This is a genomic window from Microbacterium kunmingense, from assembly GCF_023155745.1.
Taxonomy (GTDB): domain Bacteria; phylum Actinomycetota; class Actinomycetes; order Actinomycetales; family Microbacteriaceae; genus Microbacterium; species Microbacterium kunmingense.
In genome coordinates, this window is the sequence record NZ_JAKNUS010000001.1 from 264,945 (window position 1) to 289,815 (window position 24,871).

The window sequence follows — 24,871 nt, forward strand, 5'->3', positions numbered from 1 at the left end:
ACGGTAGAACGTACCTACGACACTCAGCTCGCGACCGACGTGCGCATGCGCCGCCGCTCGGCCGCGTCGATGGCCAACAGGGTCGATTCGAGCTGCTCGTCGGGCGCGCCCGACTCCTGGCGGAGGAACAGCGCGCGCTTGAAGTCGGTGCGCGCGGCGTCGTAGTCCTCGCCGTCGTACCGGGTCTTGCCGCGGTGCTGGTACGCGAAGGCGGCGATGGAGGCCCAGCCCTGACCGTCGGCCTCCTCGGCGCACGCCGTGAGTTCCTGATCGGCGGCGGCGAGCTGTCCGCGCACCTGCAGCACGGTGGCGTGCAGGATCCGAGCGCGCAGGAGGTCCTTCCGCGTCCCCGCCATCCGGGCCACACGCACCGACTGCTCCGAGAGCACCAGCGCGTCGTCCAGGCGATCGAGCACCTTCAGCAGCCACACCCGCTCGAGGAGGGCGGGAAGGCTCCGCTGCTCGCCGATCTCGTCGAGACGCCCTTCGCAGCGGTCGGGGTCGACCTGTTCCCGCAGAGTGTCGGGGTCGTATCCCAGGATGTAGCTCATGATCGACTCCTTCCACGCCCGAGGGTCCCGCGCCCACGCTCCCCCAGTCTGCGCGACCGCGACGCCGGCGCCGGCGTGGCACGCCGCAGGGCGGCATCCGGATCGGAATTCATCGTTCGAAGACGGATGCCGCGGGCTTGGGCGACGGCGTGGAGTCGGCGTCGGTCGCGATGCGCGCTCCGCGCGCGAACTCGACCACCTCCTCGCCCTCGGCGACCTTCGCCGGGTGCGGGCCTGCGGCCATCAGCCGCGGGAGCCACTGCGTGGGAAGGGGCGACGGGGAGGCGGCGACGACGAGGTTGCCGAACCGGCGGCCCTTCAGGGTCTGCACCTCGGCCAGCACGATGACGTGGGGGAGCACCTCGCGCACCGTCGCCACCTGTCGACGGGCGAAGGCGAGCCCCGCACCGTCGGCGACGTTGACCAGCAGCACGCCGTCGGGAGCGAGCAGCGCGGCGGCCTCGCGATAGAACTCCACCGTGGTCAGGTGCGCCGGGGTCTGCGCCCCCGCGTACACGTCGGAGACGAGCACGTCGACGGCGCCGTGCAGGGCGCGGGGAAGTCGCGCCAGCCCGATCCGCGCATCGCCGATCCGCACGCGGATCGCCGCGCCGCGCGGCAGCGGCAGATGCTCGCGCACGAGGTCGACGAGGGGCTGCTCGAGCTCGATGACCTGCTGGCGCGAGCCCGGCCGGGTCGCCTCGATGTAGCGGGGCACGGTCAGCGCCCCGGCGCCCAGGTGGACGGCGGTGAGCGGTTGACCGGGGAGCCTCAGGCGGTCGATGACCGCCGCCATGCGCGACACGTACTCGAAGTGCAGGTGCGTGGGGTCGTCGAGGTCGACGTGCGACTGCGGCGTCCCATCCACGATGAGCTCCCAGCCGGTGTCGTACTCCGACGGCGCGATCATCGCGAGCGTCCCGTCGCTCAGCCGCGCCCAGGGTCGCACCTGTTCCACCCGAGCGCGCGCCATGTCTCAACGCTAGTCCGCGGCATCCGTCCCCCACGCCGTGAGCGTCGAAACAGAATCGCAACCTCACCGTGACCATCCGCGCGACGACGCGCGGGTACGGTCGAGGAATCACACTCCGTGGGCCGGTGCTGTCACGCGCATCGCTGTGCTCGCGACCCGGATGGGGGCCTCTGAGAGGCCCCGCAAGGGAACCCCCGAAAAGGAAGGTGCAGTACACGATGCTCCACTCAACGAGGAAGCGCCTGTTCGCAGGCGCCGCCGCCATCGCGATCGGATCGCTGATCCTGACGGCCTGTGCGAGCCAGCGCGAAGAGGGCGGCGGAAGCGAGGAGCCGAGCGAGGTCGATTCGACGTTCATCTTCGGCGCCTCCGGCGACGTGTCGAGCCTGGACCCGGCGTTCGCCAGCGACGGCGAGTCGTTCCGCGTCTCGCGGCAGATCTTCGAAGGCCTCGTGGGCGTCGAGCCCGGCACGGCCGACCCCGCTCCGCTGCTCGCCAGCAGCTGGGAGCAGTCGGAGGACGGCCTGAGCTACACCTTCACCCTCGAGGAGGGCGTGACCTTCCACGACGGCACCCCCTTCAACGCTGAAGCGGTGTGCTTCAACTTCGACCGCCAGAACAACTTCACCGGCATCGCCCAGAGCGAGAGCCTGTCGTACTACTGGGGCAAGCTCATGCGCGGCTACGCCGACACGGGCACCTCGATCTACGGCGGCTGCGAGCCCAACGGCGACACCGAGGTCACCGTCACGCTGACTGAGCCCTTCGCCGGGTTCATCCCGGCCCTGTCGCTCCCCGCCTTCGCGATGCAGAGCCCCACCGCCCTGGAGGAGTACGGCGCCGACGACGTCGGCGGCACCTCCGAGGCCCCGACCCTCAGCGAGTACGCCACCGGGCACCCCACCGGCACCGGTCCGTTCCAGTTCGAGTCGTGGGACCCGGGCAGCACCACCACCCTCACCGCCTACGAGGACTACTGGGGTGAGCAGGGCGTGGTCGAGGAGATCATCTTCCAGGTGATCGGCGACACCACGGCGCGCCGTCAGGCGCTCGAGTCCGGCAGCATCGACGGCTACGACCTCGTCGCCCCGGCCGACCTCGGCGCGCTGGAGGAGGCGGGCTTCACGCTCATCAACCGCGACCCGTTCAACGTGCTCTACCTCGGCATGAACCAGGCCGTGCCCGAGCTCGCCGACGAGCGCGTCCGCCAGGCGATCGCCCACGCGATCGACAAGGAGCAGCTCATCTCCCAGGTGCTCCCCGAGGGCACCGAGGTGGCCACGCAGTTCATGCCCGACAGCGTGATCGGCTGGAACCCCGACGTCACCACCTACCAGTACGACCCCGAGCAGGCCCAGGCGCTGCTGGCCGAGGCGGGCTTCGACGAGTCGAACCCCCTCACCATCACGTTCAACTACCCGGTCAACATCTCGCGGCCCTACATGCCCAACCCCGAGCAGATCTTCACCAACCTGCAGTCGCAGCTCGAGGCGGTCGGAATCGTCCTCAACCCGGTCTCCAACGAGTGGGGCGAGTACCTCGACCTCATCCAGGGCGGCAGCGAGCACGGCATCCATCTGCTCGGCTGGACGGGTGACTACAACGACCCCGACAACTTCGTGGGCACGTTCTTCGGCGCCCCGTCGAACGAGTGGGGCTTCGACAACAGCGAGATCTTCAGCGCCCTGACGACCGGACGCGGCCTCGCCACGGCCGAGGAGCAGGAGTCGGCCTACGCCGACGCGAACGCGCAGATCATGGAGTTCCTCCCCGGCATCCCGCTCGCCCACCCGGTGCCGACCCTCGTCTTCGACGAGCGTGTCACCTCGTACCCGGCGAGCCCCGTGCAGGACGAGGTCTACAACCTGGTCGAGCTCTCGGAGTAAGTGACGATCCGGATGTCGCGGCGCGGCCTGAGACGCCGCGCCGCGACATCCGCTCGTCTTCTCCTCCGCTCGTCGTCGAAGGCTGTCATCCGTGATCCGCACCATCGGCAAGAGGATCCTCTTGCTCATTCCGACGCTGTTCGGGCTGTCCATCCTCCTGTTCCTCTGGGTCCGCGCCCTGCCGGGCGGGCCCGCCGTCGCGCTCCTCGGTGAGCGGGCGACCCCCGAGGCGGTCGCTGAGATCAACCGCCTCTACGGGTTCGACCGGCCGCTGTTCGAGCAGTACATCGTCTGGCTCGGGCGCCTGCTGTCGGGCGACTTCGGCACGTCCATCCAGACCGGGCGGGCCGTCACCGAGGAGTTCTGGCGCCGCTTCCCGGCGACGCTCGAGCTCTCCAGCGCCGCGCTGCTCATCGCCGTCGGCGTCGGCATCCCGCTCGGGTACTGGGCCGCCCGCCGGCACGGCAAGGCCACCGACCACCTCACCGTCGCCGCGAGCCTCCTCGGCATCACGATCCCGGTGTTCTTCCTGGCGTTCCTGCTGAAGTGGGTGTTCGCGGTCCAGCTCGGCTGGCTGCCCTCGGAGGGCCGCCAGGACCCGCGCATCGATGCGACGCACTACACGAACTTCTACATCATCGACGGCATCATCACCGGTGAATGGGATGCCGCGTGGGACGCGATACTCCATCTCATCCTCCCCGCGGTGGCCCTCGCGACCATCCCGCTCGCCATCATCGTGCGGATCACCCGCGCCTCGGTGCTGGAGGTGCAGAACGCCGACTACGTCCGCACCGGCATGGCCAAGGGCGTGTCGCAGGGAACGATCCGGGGACGGTTCATCCTGCGGAACGCCCTGCTGCCGGTCGTGACGACGGTGGGCCTGCAGACGGGGCTGCTCATCTCGGGGGCGGTGCTCACTGAGACGGTGTTCGCCTTCCCGGGCATCGGGTCGTTCCTGGCGCGCGCCATCTTCACGCGCGACTTCCCCGTGCTGCAGGGCTTCATCATCTTCATCGCGATCGCCTACGCGCTGATCAACCTGATCGTGGATGTCTCCTACAGCTTCATCGACCCGAGAGTGAGGGTCCAATGACCTCGGCGATGCTTCCCCCCGCACCCAGCGGCGGGCCGGTCGACGACACCGCGATCGACGACCGGGAGCTCCTGGGCGCGCAGGTGCGCGGCGGCTTCTGGCGAGACGTGTTCCGGCGGCTGCGCCGCAACCCCTCGGCGTGGGTGGGCGCGGTCATCATCGCGCTGTTCATCCTCGTCGCCGCGCTCGCACCGGTGCTCGCGCCCTACGGCCCCACCGATCTGCCGGGGCAGCGGTACATCACCCCGACGTACATCCCGGGTCCGGGCGAGCTGGCGCAGTTCCCGCTCGGACTCGACCGCTTCGGCGGCGACGTGCTGTCCAAGCTGATCTGGGGTGCGCAGGCGTCGCTGACGATCGGCGTGGTGTCCACGGCGTTCGGGCTTCTGGGCGGCATGCTGCTCGGCCTCATCGCCGGCGCCTTCGGCGGGTGGGTCGACGCGGTGGTCATGCGCTTCGTCGACATCCTGCTCTCGGTGCCCTCGCTGCTGCTGGCGGTGTCGATCGCGGCCATCCTCGGTCAGACCCAGCTGTCGGTGATGATCGCGATCGGTGCCGCGCAGGTACCGGTCTTCGCGCGGCTGCTGCGCGCGTCGATGCTCCAGCAGCGCTCGGCCGACTACGTGCTGTCGGCCCAGACGCTTGGCCTCGGCCGCGGCAAGATCACGATGAGCCACGTGCTTCCCAACGCGATCGGCCCGGTCATCGTGCAGGGGACGCTGTCGCTTGCGACCGCGGTCATCGAGGCGGCGGCGCTGTCGTTCCTCGGGCTCGGCGGCGGATTGCCGCAGACCGCGGAGTGGGGGCGCATGCTCACCTATGCGCAGCTCGAGCTCGCGATCGCGCCGTGGCTGGCGTTCCTCCCGGGTGCATGCATCACGATCACCGCCCTCGGGTTCACCCTGCTCGGCGAGGCGCTGCGCGAGGCGATGGATCCCCGCACCCGGGCGCGGTAGCGCCGGCTCGTCGCGGCCCGCTCCTCCCTCCCCTCGCGCGGGCTCCCCCGTCACGTTCGGCCTCTCCTCGCCGCTTCCCCCGTCACGTTCGGCCCCTCCTCGCGCTTCCCCCGTCACGTTCAGCCCCTCCTCGCGTCGGAGAGGGGCGAATCGTGTCGGGGGAGCGGCGGGTGGCGGCGGAGTGGGGGCTTCGCCTGTCGCGATCGGCGCGTCGGCGGGTCGCCGCGGCCGGTTCTCCTCCCCGGGCGCTCCCCCGTCACGTTCGGCCCCCTCCTCACCGGTTCCCCCGTCACGTTCGGCCCCTCCTCGCGCCGGTGAGGGGCGAATCGTGTCGGGGGAGCGGCGGGGGATGCCGGTGTGGGGGCTTCGCCTGTCGCGATCGGCGGGTCGGCTCGACCGTTTGCGACAGGTGAAGGTCGCCCGGCGGGACGCCGCCCGCCGCCCGCCGCCCGCCGCGACCCCCGCCGCGGGGCGCGACAGCTAGACCGCGATGTCGAGCTCGTTGCCCGGGATCGATGCGAGGAGGCGCCGGGTGTAGGGGTCGCGCGGGTTGGTGAAGATCTCCTCGCCCGACGCCGCCTCGACCAGGTGGCCGTCCTTCATCACGCAGACGTAGTCGCTGATGAGCCGCACCACCGCGAGGTCGTGGGAGATGAAAAGGTAGCTCAGCCCGTACTCGCGCTGCAGGTCGCGCAGGAGCCGCAGCACCTGGTCCTGCACGAGGACGTCGAGTGCCGAAACGGGTTCGTCGCAGACGATCAGCTCGGGCGACAACGCGAGAGCCCGCGCGATCGCCACGCGCTGACGCTGGCCGCCGGACAGCTCCGACGGATAGCGCCTCATCATGGACGCCGGCAGCGCCACGTCATCCAGCAGCTGCCGCACCCGCTTGGTGCGCTCGGCCGATGAGCCTCGCCGGTAGAACTCCAGCGGCTCCTCGATCAGCCGCTCGATGGTGAACATCGGGTTCAGCGACGAGTAGGGGTCCTGGAAGATCGGCTGCACCTTCTGGCGGAAATCCCTCAGCGCCCGACCCTTCAGGGTCGACACGTCGACCCCGTCGAACGAGATCGTGCCGCTCGTGGGCTCGACGACCTTCAGCATCATCCGCGCGGTCGTGGTCTTCCCCGACCCCGACTCCCCGACGATCGCGACGGTCTGGCCGCGCGGGATGGCGAACGAGACGTCCTTCACGGCGACGAAGTCGTCCTTCTGTCCGCGCACCGGGAAGACCTTCGTCAGACCCTCGACCTCGACGATGTGGTCGGGCGCAGCCCCGGCACCCGGCGCACCCGGCTCACCGGGCGCAGCCGGCTCGGTCACCACGACGGGCGCGGATGCCGCGGGCACGGCCGGCTCGGCGGCATCCGTCTTCTCGGCCCGGCGGAAGACCTCGGGACGAAGCCGCACCGCCGCCACCGACGGCGCGGCCTTGACGAGCGCCTGGGTGTAGGGCTGCTGCGGGTCTTCGAGGATCTGCCGCGCGGGCCCCTGCTCGACGATGCGTCCGCGATGCATCACCACCACCCGCGAGGCGCGCTCGGCGGCGAGCCCGAGGTCGTGCGTGATGAGCATCACCGAGGTGCCGGTGTCGCTGGTCATCCGGTCGAGCTGGTCGAGGATCGTCTTCTGCACCGTCACGTCGAGCGCGCTCGTGGGCTCGTCGGCGATGAGGAGCTTGGGGTTGCACGCCAGTCCGATCGCGATGAGCGCGCGCTGGCGCATGCCGCCGGAGAACTCGTGCGGGTACTGCTTCGCGCGGGCAGCGGCATCGGGGAGGCCGGCGGCCTCGAGGGTCTCGACGACCTTCCGGTCGACGTCCTTGCGGGTGGCCAGGCCGTGCGCGAGGAGGGTCTCGGCGACCTGGGTGCCGATCTTCGCAACCGGGTTGAGGTTCGACATCGGGTCTTGAGGAACGAGGCCGATCGAGCGGCCGCGCACCTGGCGCATGACCGACTCGGGTGCTCCGACGAGGTTCTCGCCTTCGAAGAGGATCGAGCCCTGCGTCACCCGTCCGTTGCCGGGCAGGAGGCCGATCACGGCCATCGCGGTCGTCGACTTCCCCGACCCCGACTCGCCGACGATGGCGAGGGTCTCGCCGGCGGCGAGATCGAGGTCGACCCCTTCGACGGCGTGGACCGTCCCGTCGACGGTGCGGAACTCCACGGCCATGTCGCGGACCTGCAGCAGCGGCGTCCCTGCCGCGGGCCGCTCGAAAGATCGAGGCATCCCCCCATCCTGCCTCGGCGCGGGGGTGGGCGCATCCGCCGGGGGGAGCCTTTACGCATCCGTAACGTTGCGCCTCGGCGTAGCGTGAACGCATGGGCGCGATCGACCTGAATGCCGACCTGGGAGAGACGGTCGACGGGATGCCGACGGCCGACGATGCGGCGATGTTCGCCGTGATCTCCAGCGCGAGCATCGCCTGCGGCGGGCACGCGGGCGACGAGGCCTCGATGCGCGAGTCGGTGGCGCGCGCGACCGCTCACGGCGTGGCCGTCGGGGCGCATCCGTCGTATCCCGACCCGGCGAATTTCGGACGGGTGCCGATGGCGATCGCGGCGGCCGACCTGCGGATCGAGGTCGCCGAGCAGCTGCGGGCGCTCGCCGCCGCGGGCGCCGAGATCCGGTACGTCAAGCCGCACGGCGCGCTCTACCACGCGGTGTCGGCCGACGCGGACCAGGCGGGCGCGGTGGCCGAGGCCGTGGCCGCGTTCGCGGGATCGCTCGGCCGCGCGGTGCCGATCCTCGGAATGCCGGGCGAGATCGCTCGGGCCGCCGAAGCGGTCGGCCTGCCGTTCGTGGTCGAGGCCTTCCTCGATCGGGGATACCTCCCGGGCGGGGGCCTGGTGCCCCGGGGGCGTCCCGGAGCGGTGCTCGACGACGCGGCCGCGGCGGCGGAGCGGGCGATCCGGCTGGCGCGATCGGGGGAGGTCGTGGCCATCGATGGGACGGTGCTCGACGTCGCGGCCGCCTCGCTGTGCCTCCACGGCGATTCGCCGGCCGCCGTGGCGATGGGGGAGGCGGTGCGACGCGCGCTGGATGCTGCGGGCGTGACCGTGCGGGCGCCGTGGTGAACATCCTGACGATGGGCGACCGGGCGGTCCTCGTCGAGGTGGCGGGACTCGACGAGGTGCTGGCGCTGCACGGCCGCCTCGTGGCATCCGTCCCCGCCGGCGTCATCGACATCGTCCCCGCGGCGCGCACGGTGCTCATCACCGTCGATCCCGCGGTGCTGAGCCTCTCACGCGCGCGGGCCTGGGTGACGGATGCCGCGGGCGCGGCCCCACCACGGGCGGCGGCGGCCGCCGCGGAGGTCGTGCTCGACATCCGCTACGACGGCCCCGATCTCGCCGAGACCGCGGAGCTGCTCGGAGCGTCGGCCTCCGAGTTCGCGCGGCGCCACGCGGACGCGACGTGGACCGTCGCGTTCACCGGATTCGCGCCCGGGTTCGGGTACCTCGTGAGCGACGAATGGCCCTTCGACGTGCCGCGGCTGGACACCCCGCGCACCCGCGTGCCGGCCGGAGCGGTGGGGGTGGCGGGGCAGTTCTCGGGGGCGTATCCGCGCGAGACCCCCGGCGGGTGGCGCCTTCTCGGCACGACCGACGCGCCGCTTTTCGACCCCGCCGCAGAGAACCCGGCGCTCCTCGCGCCGGGAACGCGGGTGCGGTTCCGCCCGGTCGGCGCCGTCACCGCGGCACCCGGAGGCGCCGCACCGGTCCCCGTCCCCGCGCCCGGTATGGGGCGCGACTCTCCCTTTGGGGCGGAATCGTCGCGCCCCGACCGGAGAAACGCGCCCCGAACGGGGGGGCCGAAGCGCACCCCGGCGGGCGCGGGGGCAGCGAAGGAGGCGGGCGCGGGGGCGATCCGGGTCGAGGAGCCGGGGCTGCTCGCCACCGTGCAGGATCTCGGCCGGCCGGGGGCCGCGGCTCTCGGCATCGCCCGGTCGGGCGCGATGGACCGCCGGGCGCTCGGCGCCGCGAACCGCCTCGTCGGAAACCCCGAGGGCGCGGCGGCGATCGAGATCACCCTCGGCGGGTTCCGCGCCGTCGCCCTCGCCGAGCTCTGGTTCGCCGTCACCGGCGGGGGCGGGCCGCTCCGACTCGCCGGGCGCGACGTCGATCCCTACGTCGCGCACCCGTGGCCCGCCGGTGCCGAGCTCGAGGTCGGGTGGATCGAGCGCGGCGCGCGCGCATACCTCGCCCTCCGCGGCGGCGTCGAGGCGCCGACGGTCCGCGGCTCGGCGGCCACCGACATCCTCTCGGGCCTCGGACCCGCACGCCTCGCCGCGGGCACCGTGCTCGCCGTGGGCGCCCACTCCACAACCCCCGTCCCGCCCGCCCCCGACGCCCCGTGGGGCGCGCCCGACGGTGACGATCTCGAGGTCGAGCTCGCTCCCGGGCCGCGCGCGGACTGGTTCACCGCCGACGCGCGGGCAACGCTCTTCGAGGCGATATGGACGGTCTCGGGCGCCGCCGACCGCGTCGGCATCCGCCTCGACGGTCCGGCGCTCGCTCGCGCGCGCCACGGCGAACTCCCGAGCGAGGGAATGGTGCCCGGCGCCCTGCAGGTGCCGCCGTCCGGCCGGCCCACGATCCTCGGACCCGACGCCCCCGTCACCGGCGGCTACCCCGTGATCGCGGTCGTGACGGATGCCGCGCGCGACGCGCTCGCTCAGGCCCGGCCGGGCAGCCGCATCCGCTTCCGCCACGCGCGTCCTCCCGACTGACCGCCGCGCGCGCAGGCCTCACCAGTGGGCGAGGAGCGCGGCGGCCTCGTCGCGCGCGTCCGCGGGAAGGGCCAGCGCGATCGCCTCGGCGAGCGTCAGGTCGTTCCCGCGCTGCTCGCCGGCGGCGACCGCCGCGGGATCGGCCGCGCGCATCGCGTCGAGCTGGGGCGTGTGCACCGTGAACGCCTCGGCGTCGAACACGCCGATGCGGTGACGGATGACCGCCGCGACAGCCGACAGCGCGCCTGCCCGTTCGCCGTCGCCGCGAGCGGCGGCCACGGCGCACAGCCCTTCCAGTCCGTACGCGATCCCCTCTTCGAAATGCAGGCGCAGCGACACCAGGAGCGTGCGGACGCACTGCGCCTCGGCCGTGTCGATCTCGCCGCGCACGAGCTGAAGGCGCGCGAGGTGGTTGCCCGCCACCGACGTGGTGAAGAGGTCGCCGCCGGTGGCGGCCGCTGCGGTCGCGCGATCGAAGTGGGCGAGCGCGTCGGCGGTCTGGCCGCGGAGCCAGGCGAGCCGCCCGCGGGCGACCTCGGTGATGGCCTCGGCCCAGGTGTTGCCGAGCTCGTGGAGCCTCTCCACCGCAGAGGTCAGCTCGCGATCGGCGGTGTCGAGGTCGGGGAGCTCGAGCTGCAGGCGGGCCGTTGCCCGTGCCGCGAGCGCCATCGCCGCGGCATCCTCGTCTCCGCTCTCCTCGAAGAGCCGGATGCACTCGCCGAGCCCGGCCACCGCCTCCTCGCTGGGGCGTTGCCACATCTCGCCCCACAGGGCGAAGAACCACGCGACGGCGCGGGTGTGCGGGGTGATCGGCTGGTCCTTGCCGAGGAGTTCGAGCATCCACACCCGGACCTCGGCGAAGAAGCCCGCCACCCACCAGTAGATGAGGAGCGACCACGCGAAGTCCCCGGCGTCGTCGAGGCGGCCGGTGTGGATGAGGTGACGCACCGCCGCGCGCAGGTTCGGCAGGTCGAGCCCCAGCTCCGCGACGGCGTCGGCTTGGCCGGGCCCGCCCAGCCGCGGGGCGATGCGGGCGACGAGGTCGCGATAGTGATCGGCGTGCGCGGCGCGCACCGCCGCGGCATCCCCCCGTTCCTTCAATCGCCCCACCGCGTATTCGCGCACCAGCGCCAGGAGCGAGAACACGGGGCGACCGGCGACGTCGACCGGCTTGACCAGCGACGAGTCGACGAGGGCGGCGAGGTCTTCCATCGCGTTCTGCCCCCAGGATCTTCCCCGTCCGATCGCCTCGACCGCGTCGAAGGTGAACCGGGTGGCGAAGACGCCGAGGTCCTCCAGCAGCGCACGCTGCGAGGGCGGGAGGAGGCTGACGCTCCACTCGATCGTGGCGCGCATCGTGCGGTGACGGTCGGGAAGGTCGCGCACCGCCGCGGTCAGCAGCGGCAGGCTCTGCTCCAGACGCTCGGCGATCCCGCGCGTACCGAGGACCCGCACCTTGGCCGCGGCGAGCTCAATCCCCAACGGCAGCCCCTCCAGGCGGCGGCAGATGTCGGCGACGTCCTGCGCGTTGGTGTCGGAGAGGGCGAAGCCGGGACTGACCGCACCGGCCCGATCGGCGAAGAGACGGCACGCGGGGGTCGCGCGCACGCGTTCGAGCGTCGCCCGGGTCCACGAGTCGGGGACGGGCAGCCCCGAGACGTCGAACACCTGCTCCCCGCGGATGCGCAGCACGATGCGGCTCGTGACGAGGAAGGTCGCCATGGGCGAGGCGTGGGAGAGGCGCACGAGGAGGGGTGCGGCCTCGATCACCTGCTCGAAGTTGTCCAGCACCACGAGCACGCGCCGGCCCGACAGGGCGCGCGCGATGCGCTCCTCGAGCGGTGCCTCGCCGTTGTCGCGGACCCCGAGGGAGTAGGCGATCGTCGGGACGACCAGACCGGCCTCGAGGACGCCCTCCAGAAGGACGAAGTACACCCCGTCGGGGAAGAGGTCCTCGCTCGCGCGGGCGACCTCGATCGCCAGCCTGCTCTTGCCCACCCCGCCCGGGCCGATGAGGCTCACCACGTGAGCGGAGCCGGTCAGCAGATCGCGGATCGCCGCGACATCCCCCTCCCTCCCGATGGTGGTGGTGTACGGGATGGGGACCTTCGGCGCCGCCACGGGCACGACCTCCGACACCTCGAGATCGGCGGGCGGTCGGGAGGCGTCGAACCGTTCGGCGAGGAGGGTGGCGAGGTCGTTGCGCACGTGGTCGCGCAGTTCGTCGACCGACGCGAAGGGGAGGTAGGCGGCGGTGTCATCGGCGCGGATCCGGTCGATGAGCTCTTCCAGGCGCGGATCGCGGCCCGTCGATGCGCGGATGTAGATCAGCTTCGGCATGTCGCGTGGCGCGAGGTTGTACTCGTCCTCGAGGCCCGAGACCTGATCGTCCGGGGCCACCCACCCGTAGCTGTCGCCGTAGATCCCCACGAACACGTCGCTCTGCGCGAGGTAGGAGCGGTAGAGCGCGCGGGGAGGGTGCGGCCGCGCGCCGAGCTCGAACATCACCGGCGCCAGCCGCAGGCTCTCGATGGCCTCGCGGACGGCGACCCGCTCATCGGCGAGTTCGCGCAGCGTGGAGCTGACGAAGATCCTCAGGCGCTGGTCGGGCGTGCGGATCACCCGCTCCCGCCCCGCCCCGGTCGCGGACTCGACGAATCCCGCGGTGGCGGCGTCGCCCCCCGTCATGGAGACATCATGGCGTTCGACGCTCCTCTCCACCAGATCCCGGGGAATGACGGGGGATTTCGCGGGGTTATACCCGAGGAACATCCACTCGTCAAGGATTGCGCTGGACACGGCGCGTCATCCGGACTATGCTTGTTCCTTGCGCTCTTGGTTTCCCCCTGCCCTCATATGGTGGTCGGCTGTGACTGCACGCCCCCGCTTCACCGCGGTGCGCGACGTGCAGGCTTCGGGGACGACTGAGCACTCCACCTGACGACAAGGAAACGAAGCCCGACACCGGGCTCACGGAGGTTATCCCCTTGGCTGCTGCGCCCAACGCATCCAATCCCACCACCACCCCCAAGAACGGCCGCGGCGCATCGCGGCTCTCGTTCGCGAAGATCTCCGACACGCTGACGGTTCCCGACCTTCTCGCGCTGCAGACCGAGTCCTTCGACTGGCTCGTCGGCAACGACCAGTGGCGCGCCCGCGTCGCCGAGGCCAAGGCCGCCGGCCGCAGCGATGTCCCCGAGATGAGCGGACTGGAGGAGATCTTCGAGGAGATCTCCCCGATCGAGGACCTGAGCGAGACGATGCAGCTCTCGTTCACCAACCCCTACCTCGAGCCCGAGAAGTACTCGATCGAAGAGTGCAAGGAGCGCGGCAAGACCTACGCCGCCCCGCTGTACGTCGAGGCCGAGTTCATGAACCACCAGACCGGTGAGATCAAGACCCAGACGGTCTTCATGGGCGACTTCCCGCTCCAGACCGATAAGGGCACGTTCATCATCAACGGCACCGAGCGTGTCGTGGTCTCGCAGCTCGTGCGTTCCCCCGGTGTCTACTTCGACAAGACCCCCGACAAGACCTCCGACAAGGACATCGTGTCGGCGCGGATCATCCCCAGCCGCGGAGCGTGGCTGGAGTTCGAGATCGACAAGCGCGACCAGGTCGGCGTCCGCATCGACCGCAAGCGCAAGCAGTCGGTCACGGTGTTCCTGAAGGCCCTGGGCCTTTCCAGCGAGGACATCCTGAACGAGTTCGCCGGTTTCGACTCGATCGAGGAGACCCTCTCCAAGGACACGATCCTGTCCAAGGAGGACGCGCTCCGCGACATCTACCGCAAGCTCCGTCCGGGCGAGCAGGTCGCCGCCGAGGCCGCCCGCGCGCTGCTGGACAACTTCTACTTCAACCCCAAGCGCTACGACCTGGCGAAGGTGGGTCGCTACAAGATCAACCAGAAGCTGGGGCTGGATGCTCCGCTGTCGGACTCGGTGCTCACCGTCGACGACATCGTCGCCACCATCAAGTACCTCGTGCGCGTGCACCGCGGCGACGAGACCTTCGAGGGTGTCCGCGGTGGCAAGAACGTCGAGATCCGTCTCGACGTTGACGACATCGACAACTTCGGCAACCGCCGCATCCGCGCCGTCGGCGAGCTCATCCAGAACCAGGTCCGCACGGGCCTGTCGCGCATGGAGCGCGTCGTCCGCGAGCGGATGACCACGCAGGACATCGAGGCGATCACCCCGCAGACCCTGATCAACGTGCGCCCCGTGGTCGCCGCGATCAAGGAGTTCTTCGGCACCTCGCAGCTGTCGCAGTTCATGGACCAGAACAACCCGCTGGCGGGCCTGACCCACAAGCGCCGCCTCTCGGCGCTGGGCCCCGGCGGTCTGTCGCGCGAGCGCGCCGGCGTCGAGGTCCGTGACGTCCACCCGTCGCACTACGGCCGCATGTGCCCGATCGAGACCCCGGAAGGCCCGAACATCGGTCTGATCGGATCGCTGGCCTCGTTCGCCCGCATCAACTCGTTCGGCTTCATCGAGACCCCGTACCGCAAGGTCGTCGACGGCAAGGTCACCGACCAGATCGACTACCTCACGGCCAGCGAGGAGAGCGACTTCATCATCGCCCAGGCCAACGCGCCGCTGAAGGCGGACGGCCACTTCCAGGAGGACCGGGTCCTCGCGCGGAAGATCGGCGGCGAGGTCGACCTCATCCCCGCCGATGAGATCGGCTACATGGACGTCTCGCCGCGCCAGATGGTGTCGGTCGCGACATCCCTCATCCCCTTCCTCGAGCACGACGACGCCAACCGCGCGCTCATGGGTGCGAACATGCAGCGCCAGGCTGTGCCGCTGCTGCGCAGCGAGTCGCCCGTGGTCGGAACCGGTATGGAGGGCTACGCCGCCGTCGACGCCGGTGACGTCGTCACCGCCGAGAAGAGCGGTGTGGTCCTGGAGGTGTCGGCCGACGTCGTCACCATCCAGCTCGACGAGGGCGGCACGCAGGACTACTTCCTGCGCAAGTTCGACCGGTCCAACCAGGGCACGAGCTACAACCAGCGCGTGATCGTCTCGGCGGGCGACCGCATCGAGGCCGGCGAGGTCATCGCCGACGGCCCGGCGACCGAGAACGGCGAGCTCGCGCTCGGCAAGAACCTGCTCGTGGCGTTCATGACCTGGGAGGGTCACAACTTCGAGGACGCCATCATCCTCAGCCAGGACCTGGTGAAGGACGACACCCTCTCCTCGATCCACATCGAGGAGTACGAGGTCGACGCCCGCGACACCAAGCTCGGCAAGGAGGAGATCACCCGTGACCTCCCCAACGTCAGCCCCGACCTGCTGAAGGACCTCGACGAGCGCGGCATCATCCGCATCGGCGCCGAGGTGCGCCCCGGCGACATCCTCGTCGGCAAGGTCACGCCCAAGGGCGAGACCGAGCTCTCGGCCGAGGAGCGACTGCTGCGCGCCATCTTCAACGAGAAGAGCCGCGAGGTGCGCGACACCTCGCTGAAGGTTCCTCACGGTGAGCAGGGCACGATCATCGCGGTCAAGGAGTTCAACGCCGAGGACGGCGACGACGAGCTCGGCTCGGGCGTGAACCGCCGCGTCGTGGTCTACATCGCCCAGAAGCGCAAGATCACCGAGGGTGACAAGCTCGCCGGCCGTCACGGCAACAAGGGCGTCATCGCCAAGATCCTGCCGGTCGAGGACATGCCGTTCCTCGCCGACGGCACGCCGGTCGACGTCGTCCTGAACCCCCTCGGCATCCCGGGCCGCATGAACTTCGGCCAGGTTCTGGAGACCCACCTCGGGTGGATCGCCAAGCAGGGTTGGAAGGTCGAGGGCAACCCCGAGTGGGCCGTGCGCCTGCCCGAGGAGGCTCGCGAGGCCGCTCCGGGCACGAAGGTCGCCACCCCCGTGTTCGACGGCGCCGCTGAGGAGGAGATCGCGGGTCTGCTGGACTCGACGACGCTCACCCGCGACGGTGTGCGCCTGATCGACTCGTCGGGCAAGACCCAGCTGTTCGACGGCCGGTCGGGTGAGCCGTTCCCGGCGCCGATCTCCGTCGGGTACATGTACATCCTGAAGCTGCACCACCTCGTGGACGACAAGATCCACGCCCGTTCCACCGGCCCCTACTCGATGATCACGCAGCAGCCGCTGGGTGGTAAGGCGCAGTTCGGCGGTCAGCGGTTCGGTGAGATGGAGGTGTGGGCACTCGAGGCCTACGGCGCCGCATACGCGCTCCAGGAGCTCCTCACGATCAAGTCCGACGACATCCCCGGTCGCGTCAAGGCGTACGAGTCGATCGTCAAGGGCGAGAACCTGCAGGAGCCCGGCATCCCCGAGTCGTTCAAGGTGCTCATGAAGGAGATGCAGTCGCTGTGCCTGAACGTCGAGGTCCTCTCGGCCGACGGCACCGTGGTCAGCCTCCGCGACAGCACCGACGAGGCGTACCGCGCCGCTGAGGAGCTCGGCATCAACATCTCGAGCCGCTTCGAGTCGTCGTCGATCGACGAGATCTGATCCGTCGACGCCGACCGCAACCCACTTTTGACAACAGGAGAACTAGTGCTCGACGCAACAACGTTTGACGAGCTTCGCATCGGCCTCGCCACGGCCGACGACATCCGCCGCTGGTCGTTCGGCGAGGTCAAGAAGCCCGAGACCATCAACTACCGCACGCTCAAGCCCGAGAAGGACGGCCTCTTCGGAGAGCAGATCTTCGGGCCCAGCCGCGACTGGGAGTGCGCCTGCGGCAAGTACAAGCGCGTCCGCTTCAAGGGCATCGTCTGCGAGCGCTGCGGCGTGGAGGTCACCAAGTCCTCCGTCCGCCGCGAGCGGATGGGTCACATCGAGCTGGCCGCCCCGGTCACCCACATCTGGTACTTCAAGGGCGTGCCCTCGCGCCTGGGCTACCTGCTCGACATGGCGCCGAAGGACCTCGAGAAGGTCATCTACTTCGCCGCCTACATGGTGATCTCCGTCGACGAGGAGGCGCGTCACCGCGACCTCGCCACCCAGGAGAACAACATCCGCCTGGAGATCAAGACGCTCGGCGACCGCCGTGACGCCAAGATCGCCGCGCGCCTGTCCAAGCTGGAGGAGGAGCTCGCTGCCCTGGAGGCGGAGGGTGCCAAGGCCGACCAGAAGAAGAAGGTCAAGGACGCCGCCGAGAAGGACATGGCGCAGGCCCGCAAGCAGGCCGACGACGCCATCGCCAAGCTCGAGCGCGTGTGGGAGGACTTCCGCACCCTCGAGGTCGGCTCGCTCAAGGGCGAGGACGAGATCTTCCAGGAGCTGCAGGACCGCTTCGGTCAGTACTTCGAGGCCCACATGGGCGCCGAGTCGATCAAGCGGCGCCTGGAGTCGTTCGACCTGGCCGCCGAGGCGGAGAGCCTGCACCTGCAGATCGCCGAGGGCAAGGGCCAGCGCAAGATCCGCGCGATCAAGCGCCTGAAGGTCGTGAACTCGTTCCTCCAGACCGGCATGAGCCCGGCCTCGATGGTGCTCGACGTCGTCCCGGTGATCCCGCCGGAGCTGCGCCCGATGGTGCAGCTGGACGGTGGCCGCTTCGCGACATCCGATCTGAACGATCTGTACCGTCGCGTGATCAACCGCAACAACCGTCTTCGTCGCCTGATCGATCTCGGCGCTCCCGAGATCATCGTCAACAACGAGAAGCGGATGCTGCAGGAGGCCGTCGACGCGCTGTTCGACAACGGCCGTCGTGGTCGCCCCGTCACCGGTACCGGGAACCGTGCGCTGAAGTCGCTGTCGGACATGCTGAAGGGCAAGCAGGGTCGGTTCCGCCAGAACCTGCTCGGAAAGCGTGTCGACTACTCGGGCCGTTCGGTCATCGTCGTCGGTCCCCAGCTGAAGCTGCACCAGTGTGGCCTCCCCAAGCAGATGGCGCTGGAGCTGTTCAAGCCGTTCGTGATCAAGCGCCTGATCGACCTCGGTCACTCGCAGAACATCAAGGCCGCCAAGCGCGCCGTGGAGCGCACCCGTCCCGAGGTCTGGGACGTGCTCGAGGAGATCATCCGCGAGCGCCCGGTGCTGCTGAACCGTGCGCCCACCCTGCACCGCCTGGGCATCCAGGCGTTCGAGCCGCAGCTCGTCGAGGGCAAGGCCATCCAGCTCCACCCGCTCGTGTGTGCGGCGTTCAACGCCGACTTCGACGGTGACCAGATGGCCGTGCACCTGCCGCTGTCGGTCGAGGCCCAGGCCGAGGCCCGCATCCTGATGCTCGCCTCGAACAACATCCTGAAGCCCTCGGATGGCCGTCCGGTGACCCTGCCCTCGCAGGACATGATCATCGGCCTCCACCACCTCACCACGGTGAAGGAGGGCGCCGCGGGCGAGGGTCGCGTGTTCGGCTCTGTCTCCGAGGCGATCCTGGCCAAGGACGAGGGCACCCTCGACCTGCAGGCGAAGGTCCGCATCCGGGTTCCGGGGCTCACCTTCCTCGAGGGCGAGGCCCCCGAGGGCTACGAGCGCCACGGTCTCGTCGACACCTCGCTCGGCCAGGCGATCTTCAACGACGCGCTGCCCAAGGGCTACCCGTTCGTGCGCGAGCAGGCCGACAAGGGCAAGCTCTCGCAGATCGTCAACAAGCTCGCCGAGGAGTACCCCAAGGTGGAGGTCGCCGCGACGCTCGACCGCATCAAGGACGCCGGCTTCTACTGGGCCACGCGTTCGGGTGTGACGGTCGCCCTCAGCGACATCCTCACCCCGCCCAACAAGGCGGAGATCGTGGGGCGCTACGAGAAGCAGGCCGCGAAGGTCCAGTCGCAGTTCGAGAAGGGTCTCACCACCGACGCCGAGCGTCGTCAGGAGCTCATCAAGATCTGGACCGAGGCGACCGACGAGGTCCAGAAGGCGATGCGGGACAACTTCCCGGCCGACAACACCATCAACCGCATGGTGTCGTCGGGTGCCCGTGGTAACTGGCTGCAGATCCGGAACATCGCCGGTATGCGAGGCCTGGTGAACAACCCCAAGGGTGAGATCATCCCGCGTCCGATCATCTCCTCGTACCGCGAGGGGCTGTCGGTGGCGGAGTACTTCATCGCCACGCACGGTGCCCGTAAGGGTCTGGCCGACACCGCCCTGCGTACCGCCGACTCCGGGTACCTCACCCGGCGCCTCGTGGACGTCTCGCAGGATGTCATCATCCGCGAGGAGGACTGCGGCACGTCCAAGGGTCTGGAGCTGCCGATCGCCGCTCCCGGCTTCGACGGCACCCTGGTCAAGGACGCCAACGTCGAGAACTCCGTGTTCGCGCGCACCCTCGCGGCCGATGTCGTCAGCCCCTCCGGCGAGGTCCTCGCCGCCGCGGGCTCCGACGTCGGTGACGTCGTCATCAACGCGCTGGTCGAGGCGGGTGTCGAGACCATCAAGGTGCGCTCGGTGCTCACCTGCGACTCCGCTGTCGGTGTCTGCGCCCGCTGCTACGGCCGCTCGCTCGCCACGGGCAAGATGGTCGACATCGGCGAGGCCGTGGGCATCATCGCGGCCCAGTCGATCGGTGAGCCCGGTACCCAGCTGACGATGCGTACCTTCCACACCGGTGGGTCGGCGTCGGCGGATGACATCACGCAGGGTCTGCCCCGCGTGCAGGAGCTCTTCGAGGCCCGTACCCCGAAGGGTGCGTCCCCGATCGCCGAGGCCGACGGCCGCATCACGATCGAGGAGACCGACAAGAGCAAGAAGATCATCCTCACGCCCGACTCTGGCGACGAGCCGGTGGTCTACCCGGTGCTCAAGCGCGCGACGCTGCTGGTCGAGGACGGTCAGCACGTCACCGTCGGTCAGCCCCTGCAGGTCGGCACGCTCGACCCCAAGGAGGTCATGCGTGTCATGGGTGCCCGCGAGGTGCAGAAGTACCTCGTCAACGGCGTCCAGGGCGTGTACCGCTCGCAGGGTGTGCCGATCCACGACAAGCACATCGAGGTCATCGTGCGCCAGATGCTGCGGAAGGTCACCGTGGTCGACCACGGCGACACCACGCTGCTCCCCGGCGAGCTGGTCGACCTCAAGCGCTACCAGGGCATCAACCGCGAGGCCGTCGCCTCCGGCAAGCGCCCGGCGTCGGGTCGTCCCGAGCTCATGGGTATCACCAAGGCGTCGCTCGCGACCGAGTCGTGGCTGTCGGCCGCGTCGTTCCAGGAGACCACGCGTGTTCTCACGCAGGCCGCCATGGAGGGCAAGAGCGACCCGCTGGTGGGCCTGAAGGAGAACGTCATCATCGGAAAGCTCATCCCCGCCGGCACCGGCCTTGCGAAGTACCGCAACGTCGTGGTCGAGGCGACGGAGGAGGCGAAGAGCGAGCGGTACCCCAACCGCATCTTCGCGTCGGACGGCGCCTACAGCGACGCCGACCTGAGCTACGTCGACTTCGACAGCTTCTCCACGGACGACTTCGGCACCTACAACTGAGTCGAGGCGGGTCTCGTCGAACCCCGCACCACCGAAGGGCCCCGGCATCGCCGGGGCCCTTCGCGTTGCCGGCGGGGGAGGTGCGCGACGCGCGGCGAGCCGTACCAGGCGGCGCCCGTGCGCCGCCGTACCGTGGATCCGGAGGTGGAAAGGTGGCGCGCATCCCGGGTCGGAGCCTGTGGCTCTCCGCCCCGGTCGGACTTCTCTGCGCGGCGGTTGTCGCAGCACTGGTGTGGCTGGCCGCCCCGATGGTTCCGACCGTGGTGACCTGGGCCGGCGACACCCTCCGGGCCGCCACCGCCCGCGCCGAGGCAGCGGCCCCCGACGATCCCCTCGTGGCCGCCCTCGCCGGCGAGGCGCCGCTGGACTGTCGCGACATCTACCCCGACGACCTGTGGCGTCAGCTGGCGTGGTTCCCCGGTGCCCTCCTCGCGCAATCGGCGGCGGTCCCCGAGACGGCCGCGCCGCCCCTCGTCGACGCGCTCGCCCCCGACATCCGCATCTCCTGCCGCTGGCACACCAGAGACGGCGCGACCCTGCAGACGGCGCTCGCCACCGTCGCCCCCGACGCCGTCGCTGCTGGCGAAGCGGCGCTGCGCGCCGCCGGCTTCGCGTGCACCGCCGCGGCGCCGGGCACGACCTGCAGCCGGACGGCCGGCGACTTCGTCGAGACCCACGTCTTCCGCGACGGGTGGTGGCTCGTCAGCGTCGAGGGCGGCTGGCACCCCGAGGACTACGCAGGCCGCATCGCAGCCCGACTCTGGGGGTGACGGGCGAAGACGGCTGCCCCGGCGTCATCCCGCTCTCTCAGCCCGCGGGCCAGATCGCCGACACGATCGAGGACGTGTAGCCGCTCGGCGCCAGATTCGAGTACGAGGTGTCGATCAGCAGGTCGTCGCGCCAGAAGAGCGTCCGCCCGTTCGTGACGGGATACTGCTCGCTCTCCCACGTCTTCTCGCACCGCGTGCCGCCGTCGGGGGTGTAGCAGGTGAATCCCTCCTCGGCGGCGAGCCCGTTGAGCAGATCGAGTGCCGGGCCGCGGTTCATCGGGACGTACGAGGTCTCCAGGAACGTGGTGTCGGCCTGCGGATAGCGCCAGAGGCACACGAGCGACCCGTCGGACTGCGGCCCGAGCTCACCGCCGCCCGTGGGATCGTTCAGCGGAATGCCTTCGAGCTGCGCGAGCACCCCCTCCGACAGCGGCGCCTCGCAGTCCTCGGGCACGGCGGCAGCGCCGACGGCCGTGGTCGGCGTGGGGGTGGGTGAGGGCGAAGGGGAATCGGATGCCACGGGGGACGGTGTCGCGCCGGCGTCGGCCGTGGGGGCGGTCATCGTCCTGTCGTACCCCTCCGGCGCGCAGCCACCGAGTGCCGTAGTCAGAAGAAGGACGGATGCCGCCGCTGCCGCGACGACCGCACGGTGCGCCATGGCCCCACTGTACGAAGGTGTCAGGCGGGCCGCCGGAAGACGCGCGGGAGAGCGGACCCGCTGCCATATTCCCTGCGGGGAATGCCGCGGAAGCGGCGGTGACGGGCCGGATCGGCGAATCGGAACGCCGCCGCGCGGCACGCCTGCGCGGTTCCAGGCCCCGGTGCCGCTAGTTTCGCTCTGCGGGACGCCAGTCCCGCGTGAGGAGTGCGAACGATGAGTGATTCCAAGTCGTCGTACGGCGACCCCGTCGAGGAGCCCCGTCCGGCGAACGACGACGTCGTCACGCGCGCGAACGAGGGTCTCGCCGACGCCGAAGCCGCCCGTGCGGCCGCCGTGCGCGAGGATGCCGCCCGCGCGGCCGATCCGGCAGACCACCGTGTCGACGGTTCGCACCAGGACAGCACCGCCGACCGCCCCGTCGACGACGGCGAGCACCGTGTCGCCGAGGCGGCCGCGCCCGCGGACGACCGGGCCTACGCCCCCGCGAGCGAGCCGGCGCGATGGGACGCCCCTGCGGATCGGGACAGCGCCGCCTACCAGGACAGCGCGGACTTCCGAGACGACGCCGAGCGCGATCGCTTCGCCGCCTACGCGGCCTCCGCCGACAGCCCGGCCGACACCTCCGCCGACCGCTCTGCGGCACCGGCTGCCGGCGCCGCCGCAGCGGGCGCCGCCGCGGGAGCCGGAGCCGCCGCCGCATCCTCTCGCCCCCAGGTGACCGCGAGCGAACCTGCCTCCGACCGCGGTCATGACGCCCCCACCGTCGTGGCCGCCCCCCTCCCGCAGCAGACCGCTGCGCCGCAGCCGATCTTCGTGCAGGCGCCCGAGGCCCCGCGACCCCGCGGCAATCGCGCCGCCGCCGGCGCGATCGGTCTCCTCGCCGCGCTCCTGTTCGGGCTGCTCTACCTCGCCGCGTGGGTCGGCCTCGGCGCCCTCGCGGGCGACGTCACCGTGGACAACCTGACATCGACCACGCTCGCCGCGCTCGCGAGCTGGTCGCTGTGGATCCCGGTGCTGGTCTTCTTCATCGCGTTCTGGCTGCTGGGTGCGATCATCAACCGCGGCCGCTGGGGCGCGTGGGTGATCTTCGGGCTCCTCGTCGGTCTCGCCGCCTGGGCCGGACACATCCTCGGCCAGCTGTTCCAGGCGCCGTTCTGGACGCTGACCGCCCGCGAGGGCGCGGAGATCACGGCCGAGCAGGTGCTCGCACCGCTCGCGATCGTGGCCTTCATCCTCGGTCGTGAACTCACGATCTGGTTCGGTGCCTGGGTGGCCTCGCGCGGCCGACGCGTCACCGAGCTCAACGACGAGGCGCAGCGCGAGTACGAGCGCACGCTCGAGGCCGGGCCCCAGCTCGTCCGGCAGTGAACCGGGCGCGCTGAGGCGACGAGGCCGCTGAGACCGATCCCCACCGGCGGCGGCAGGGCGACGTGACCAGTCGATGTGAGATCCCTCGACGTGACCGGGGCGAGACGATCGGGGTGACGTGATCGAACCTGTCGACGACCGACCCCGGGTGCCGGTCCCCCCGCTCATCGCGGTCACGTTCGCCACCGTCGGGTATGTCGCGCTGATGATCTTCGGGCTCGGGATGACGAGCCTCGCGCTCGACCGGAGCGTCATCGAGGTGCAGGGTCTCGGCCCCCTTCCCGGGGTCTTCGCCGCCACCGCCTCCACGCTCGCGGTCGCCGGAGTGCTGTTGAGCGCGATGCCGCGCCCGCTCCTGCCACCCCCACCGCTTCACGCCCTCGCCCCCGAGGCCGTTCCCGCCGCGCCCGACAGCCCGGCACCGCTCGCCGCACCGCGGTACTCGGTCGGGCTGTGGACGGCGCTCGGCGCCTACGTCGGCTATGTCGTGGTCGTCGGGATCGCGGTCGTGGCCTCGGGCGAGGAGCTGCGCACCGCGACGACCGTGGCCGGCGGCGTCGCGGCATCCTGGTTCGGCATCGTCCTGGCCGCCGCCGGGGCGATCGCGGGCATCAGCGGCGTCGCCATGGTGCGCACCCTCGGCTCGCGTCCGCGCTGGCCCTGGGAGGGGGAGGACAGGGATGACACCTGACGCCGCCGGTCCGCAGCGATACCGTGGGAGGGTGGAGCGGTCGCTCGAGACCCAGGTCAGCCAGGCGGTGGACGCCTGGCTGCGGTGGCTGCCGCGCTGGGAGCCGGCGACCCATCGCGGGCGGGTGGCACCCTGCCGGCGGTGCTTCGGTTCGCCCGTGCTGTCGGCAGCGGGGCTCGGGGCCGACGTGCCGCACGGTGTGCAACACGGGCTGTCCACCCGGATCAAGACCATCGTCGACCACGCCGTGGCCGAGTACACCGCGCTGAACCTGCCGATGCTGCAGGCCGAGCTCGATCAGCAAGCCGCCCGCAACCGCGCGCGCAGCTACCGGCCCGGGGAGGGACTGGAGCCGGAGTTCGAGGGGCTGCCGCTGGATCCCGAACCGACCCCCGGCGCCCCGTTCCTGTTCACCCTGACGGGTCTCGCCGCCCAGGCCGACTCCGACGTGCCCGAGCTTCCTCCCCTCACCGAGGAGGCCAAGGCCGCGCTCCGACAGGAGGTGGGGCTCGCCGACGACTACGCGAACATGGTGGGGCGCGAGGTCTGCACCATCCTGCTCCATCATCGACTTCGCATCCAGGCCGGGATCACCGAGTACGTCGAGCCCCAGATCGAGGCCATGCTCGACGAACTCACCCGATCGCTCGACGCCCCGTTCGATCCCAACGATCCGCATCCGCTGCCCTGATCCGGACGGGCGTCGGTAACGATCCAGGCGCGGTTCCCAGGGCTCTCCGCAGCCCTGGGCGAGGGTGCAGGCGGGCTTTGTTAGCATTGCCGGGTT

General features: G+C 70.7%; 16 protein-coding genes. 11 read left to right on the forward strand and 5 right to left on the reverse strand.

The annotated features are described in order from the left end of the window. Nucleotides 1–23: 23 nt before the first annotated feature. Both MA875_RS01410 and MA875_RS01415 read right to left on the reverse strand, forming a co-directional pair. On the reverse strand, nucleotides 24–551 hold the full coding sequence (locus MA875_RS01410) for a hypothetical protein (protein ID WP_248239805.1): 528 nt from the start codon (nucleotides 549–551) through the stop codon (nucleotides 24–26). A gap of 109 nt (nucleotides 552–660) precedes the next feature. Continuing rightward, a complete protein-coding gene (locus MA875_RS01415; protein ID WP_248239806.1) occupies nucleotides 661–1,524 on the reverse strand; it encodes a spermidine synthase in 864 nt (287 codons plus the stop codon). A gap of 218 nt (nucleotides 1,525–1,742) precedes the next feature. Here MA875_RS01415 and MA875_RS01420 point away from each other — a divergent pair, with 218 nt between their 5' ends. From MA875_RS01420 to MA875_RS01430, 3 genes are all read left to right on the forward strand, one after another. Continuing rightward, nucleotides 1,743–3,410: an ABC transporter substrate-binding protein gene (locus MA875_RS01420; protein WP_248239807.1), complete on the forward strand. Its 1,668-nt coding sequence runs from the start codon at nucleotides 1,743–1,745 to the stop codon at nucleotides 3,408–3,410. A 91-nt stretch (nucleotides 3,411–3,501) separates the two neighbouring features. Continuing rightward, on the forward strand, nucleotides 3,502–4,506 hold the full coding sequence (locus MA875_RS01425; protein WP_248239808.1) for an ABC transporter permease: 1,005 nt from the start codon (nucleotides 3,502–3,504) through the stop codon (nucleotides 4,504–4,506). After that, a complete protein-coding gene (locus MA875_RS01430) occupies nucleotides 4,503–5,462 on the forward strand; it encodes an ABC transporter permease (protein WP_248239809.1) in 960 nt (319 codons plus the stop codon). Before MA875_RS01425 ends, MA875_RS01430 begins: the two co-directional genes overlap by 4 nt. Nucleotides 5,463–5,942: 480 nt before the next feature. Here the strand turns inward: MA875_RS01430 and MA875_RS01435 are convergent, their stop codons facing one another. After that, nucleotides 5,943–7,691: an ABC transporter ATP-binding protein gene (locus MA875_RS01435; protein ID WP_248239810.1), complete on the reverse strand. Its 1,749-nt coding sequence runs from the start codon at nucleotides 7,689–7,691 to the stop codon at nucleotides 5,943–5,945. Between the two features lie 92 nt (nucleotides 7,692–7,783). Between MA875_RS01435 and pxpA the strand changes: the two genes are divergently transcribed. Both pxpA and MA875_RS01445 read left to right on the forward strand, forming a co-directional pair. Next, on the forward strand, nucleotides 7,784–8,539 hold the full coding sequence (gene pxpA, locus MA875_RS01440) for a 5-oxoprolinase subunit PxpA (RefSeq protein WP_248239811.1): 756 nt from the start codon (nucleotides 7,784–7,786) through the stop codon (nucleotides 8,537–8,539). A gap of 11 nt (nucleotides 8,540–8,550) precedes the next feature. Continuing rightward, nucleotides 8,551–10,194, forward strand: a complete 1,644-nt coding sequence (locus tag MA875_RS01445) for a 5-oxoprolinase subunit B/C family protein (RefSeq protein ID WP_282448605.1) — start codon at nucleotides 8,551–8,553, stop codon at nucleotides 10,192–10,194. A gap of 18 nt (nucleotides 10,195–10,212) precedes the next feature. On the opposite strand, the gene MA875_RS01450 is transcribed toward MA875_RS01445, so the two are convergent. Continuing rightward, complete coding sequence (locus tag MA875_RS01450) at nucleotides 10,213–12,882, reverse strand: DUF4062 domain-containing protein (protein WP_248239815.1); 2,670 nt, start codon at nucleotides 12,880–12,882, stop codon at nucleotides 10,213–10,215. 299 nt (nucleotides 12,883–13,181) lie between these two features. On the opposite strand from MA875_RS01450, the gene rpoB reads away from it, so the two are divergent. The 3 genes from rpoB (at nucleotide 13,182) to MA875_RS01465 (ending at nucleotide 21,364) form a co-directional block, all read left to right on the forward strand. Then, entirely contained in the window at nucleotides 13,182–16,679 is a 3,498-nt protein-coding gene (gene rpoB / locus MA875_RS01455; protein WP_248239817.1) for a DNA-directed RNA polymerase subunit beta, read from the forward strand. 45 nt (nucleotides 16,680–16,724) lie between these two features. Then, nucleotides 16,725–20,594, forward strand: a complete 3,870-nt coding sequence (gene rpoC, locus MA875_RS01460) for a DNA-directed RNA polymerase subunit beta' (protein ID WP_248239818.1) — start codon at nucleotides 16,725–16,727, stop codon at nucleotides 20,592–20,594. Nucleotides 20,595–20,746: 152 nt separating this feature from the next. Beyond that, a complete protein-coding gene (locus MA875_RS01465) occupies nucleotides 20,747–21,364 on the forward strand; it encodes a hypothetical protein (RefSeq protein WP_248239819.1) in 618 nt (205 codons plus the stop codon). Nucleotides 21,365–21,401: 37 nt separating this feature from the next. On the opposite strand, the gene MA875_RS01470 is transcribed toward MA875_RS01465, so the two are convergent. Further along, nucleotides 21,402–22,022 carry a hypothetical protein gene (locus MA875_RS01470; protein ID WP_248239820.1) on the reverse strand — a complete coding sequence of 207 codons (621 nt, stop codon included), beginning with the start codon at nucleotides 22,020–22,022 and terminating at the stop codon, nucleotides 21,402–21,404. 216 nt (nucleotides 22,023–22,238) lie between these two features. Here MA875_RS01470 and MA875_RS01475 point away from each other — a divergent pair, with 216 nt between their 5' ends. From MA875_RS01475 to MA875_RS01485, 3 genes are all read left to right on the forward strand, one after another. Then, nucleotides 22,239–23,393, forward strand: coding sequence for an ABC transporter (locus MA875_RS01475; RefSeq protein ID WP_248239821.1), 1,155 nt, complete (start codon nucleotides 22,239–22,241; stop codon nucleotides 23,391–23,393). Between the two features lie 118 nt (nucleotides 23,394–23,511). Next, nucleotides 23,512–24,084 carry a hypothetical protein gene (locus tag MA875_RS01480; protein WP_248239822.1) on the forward strand — a complete coding sequence of 191 codons (573 nt, stop codon included), beginning with the start codon at nucleotides 23,512–23,514 and terminating at the stop codon, nucleotides 24,082–24,084. Between the two features lie 31 nt (nucleotides 24,085–24,115). Continuing rightward, nucleotides 24,116–24,775: a spermidine/putrescine ABC transporter substrate-binding protein gene (locus tag MA875_RS01485; RefSeq protein WP_248239824.1), complete on the forward strand. Its 660-nt coding sequence runs from the start codon at nucleotides 24,116–24,118 to the stop codon at nucleotides 24,773–24,775. Nucleotides 24,776–24,871 lie beyond the last annotated feature (96 nt).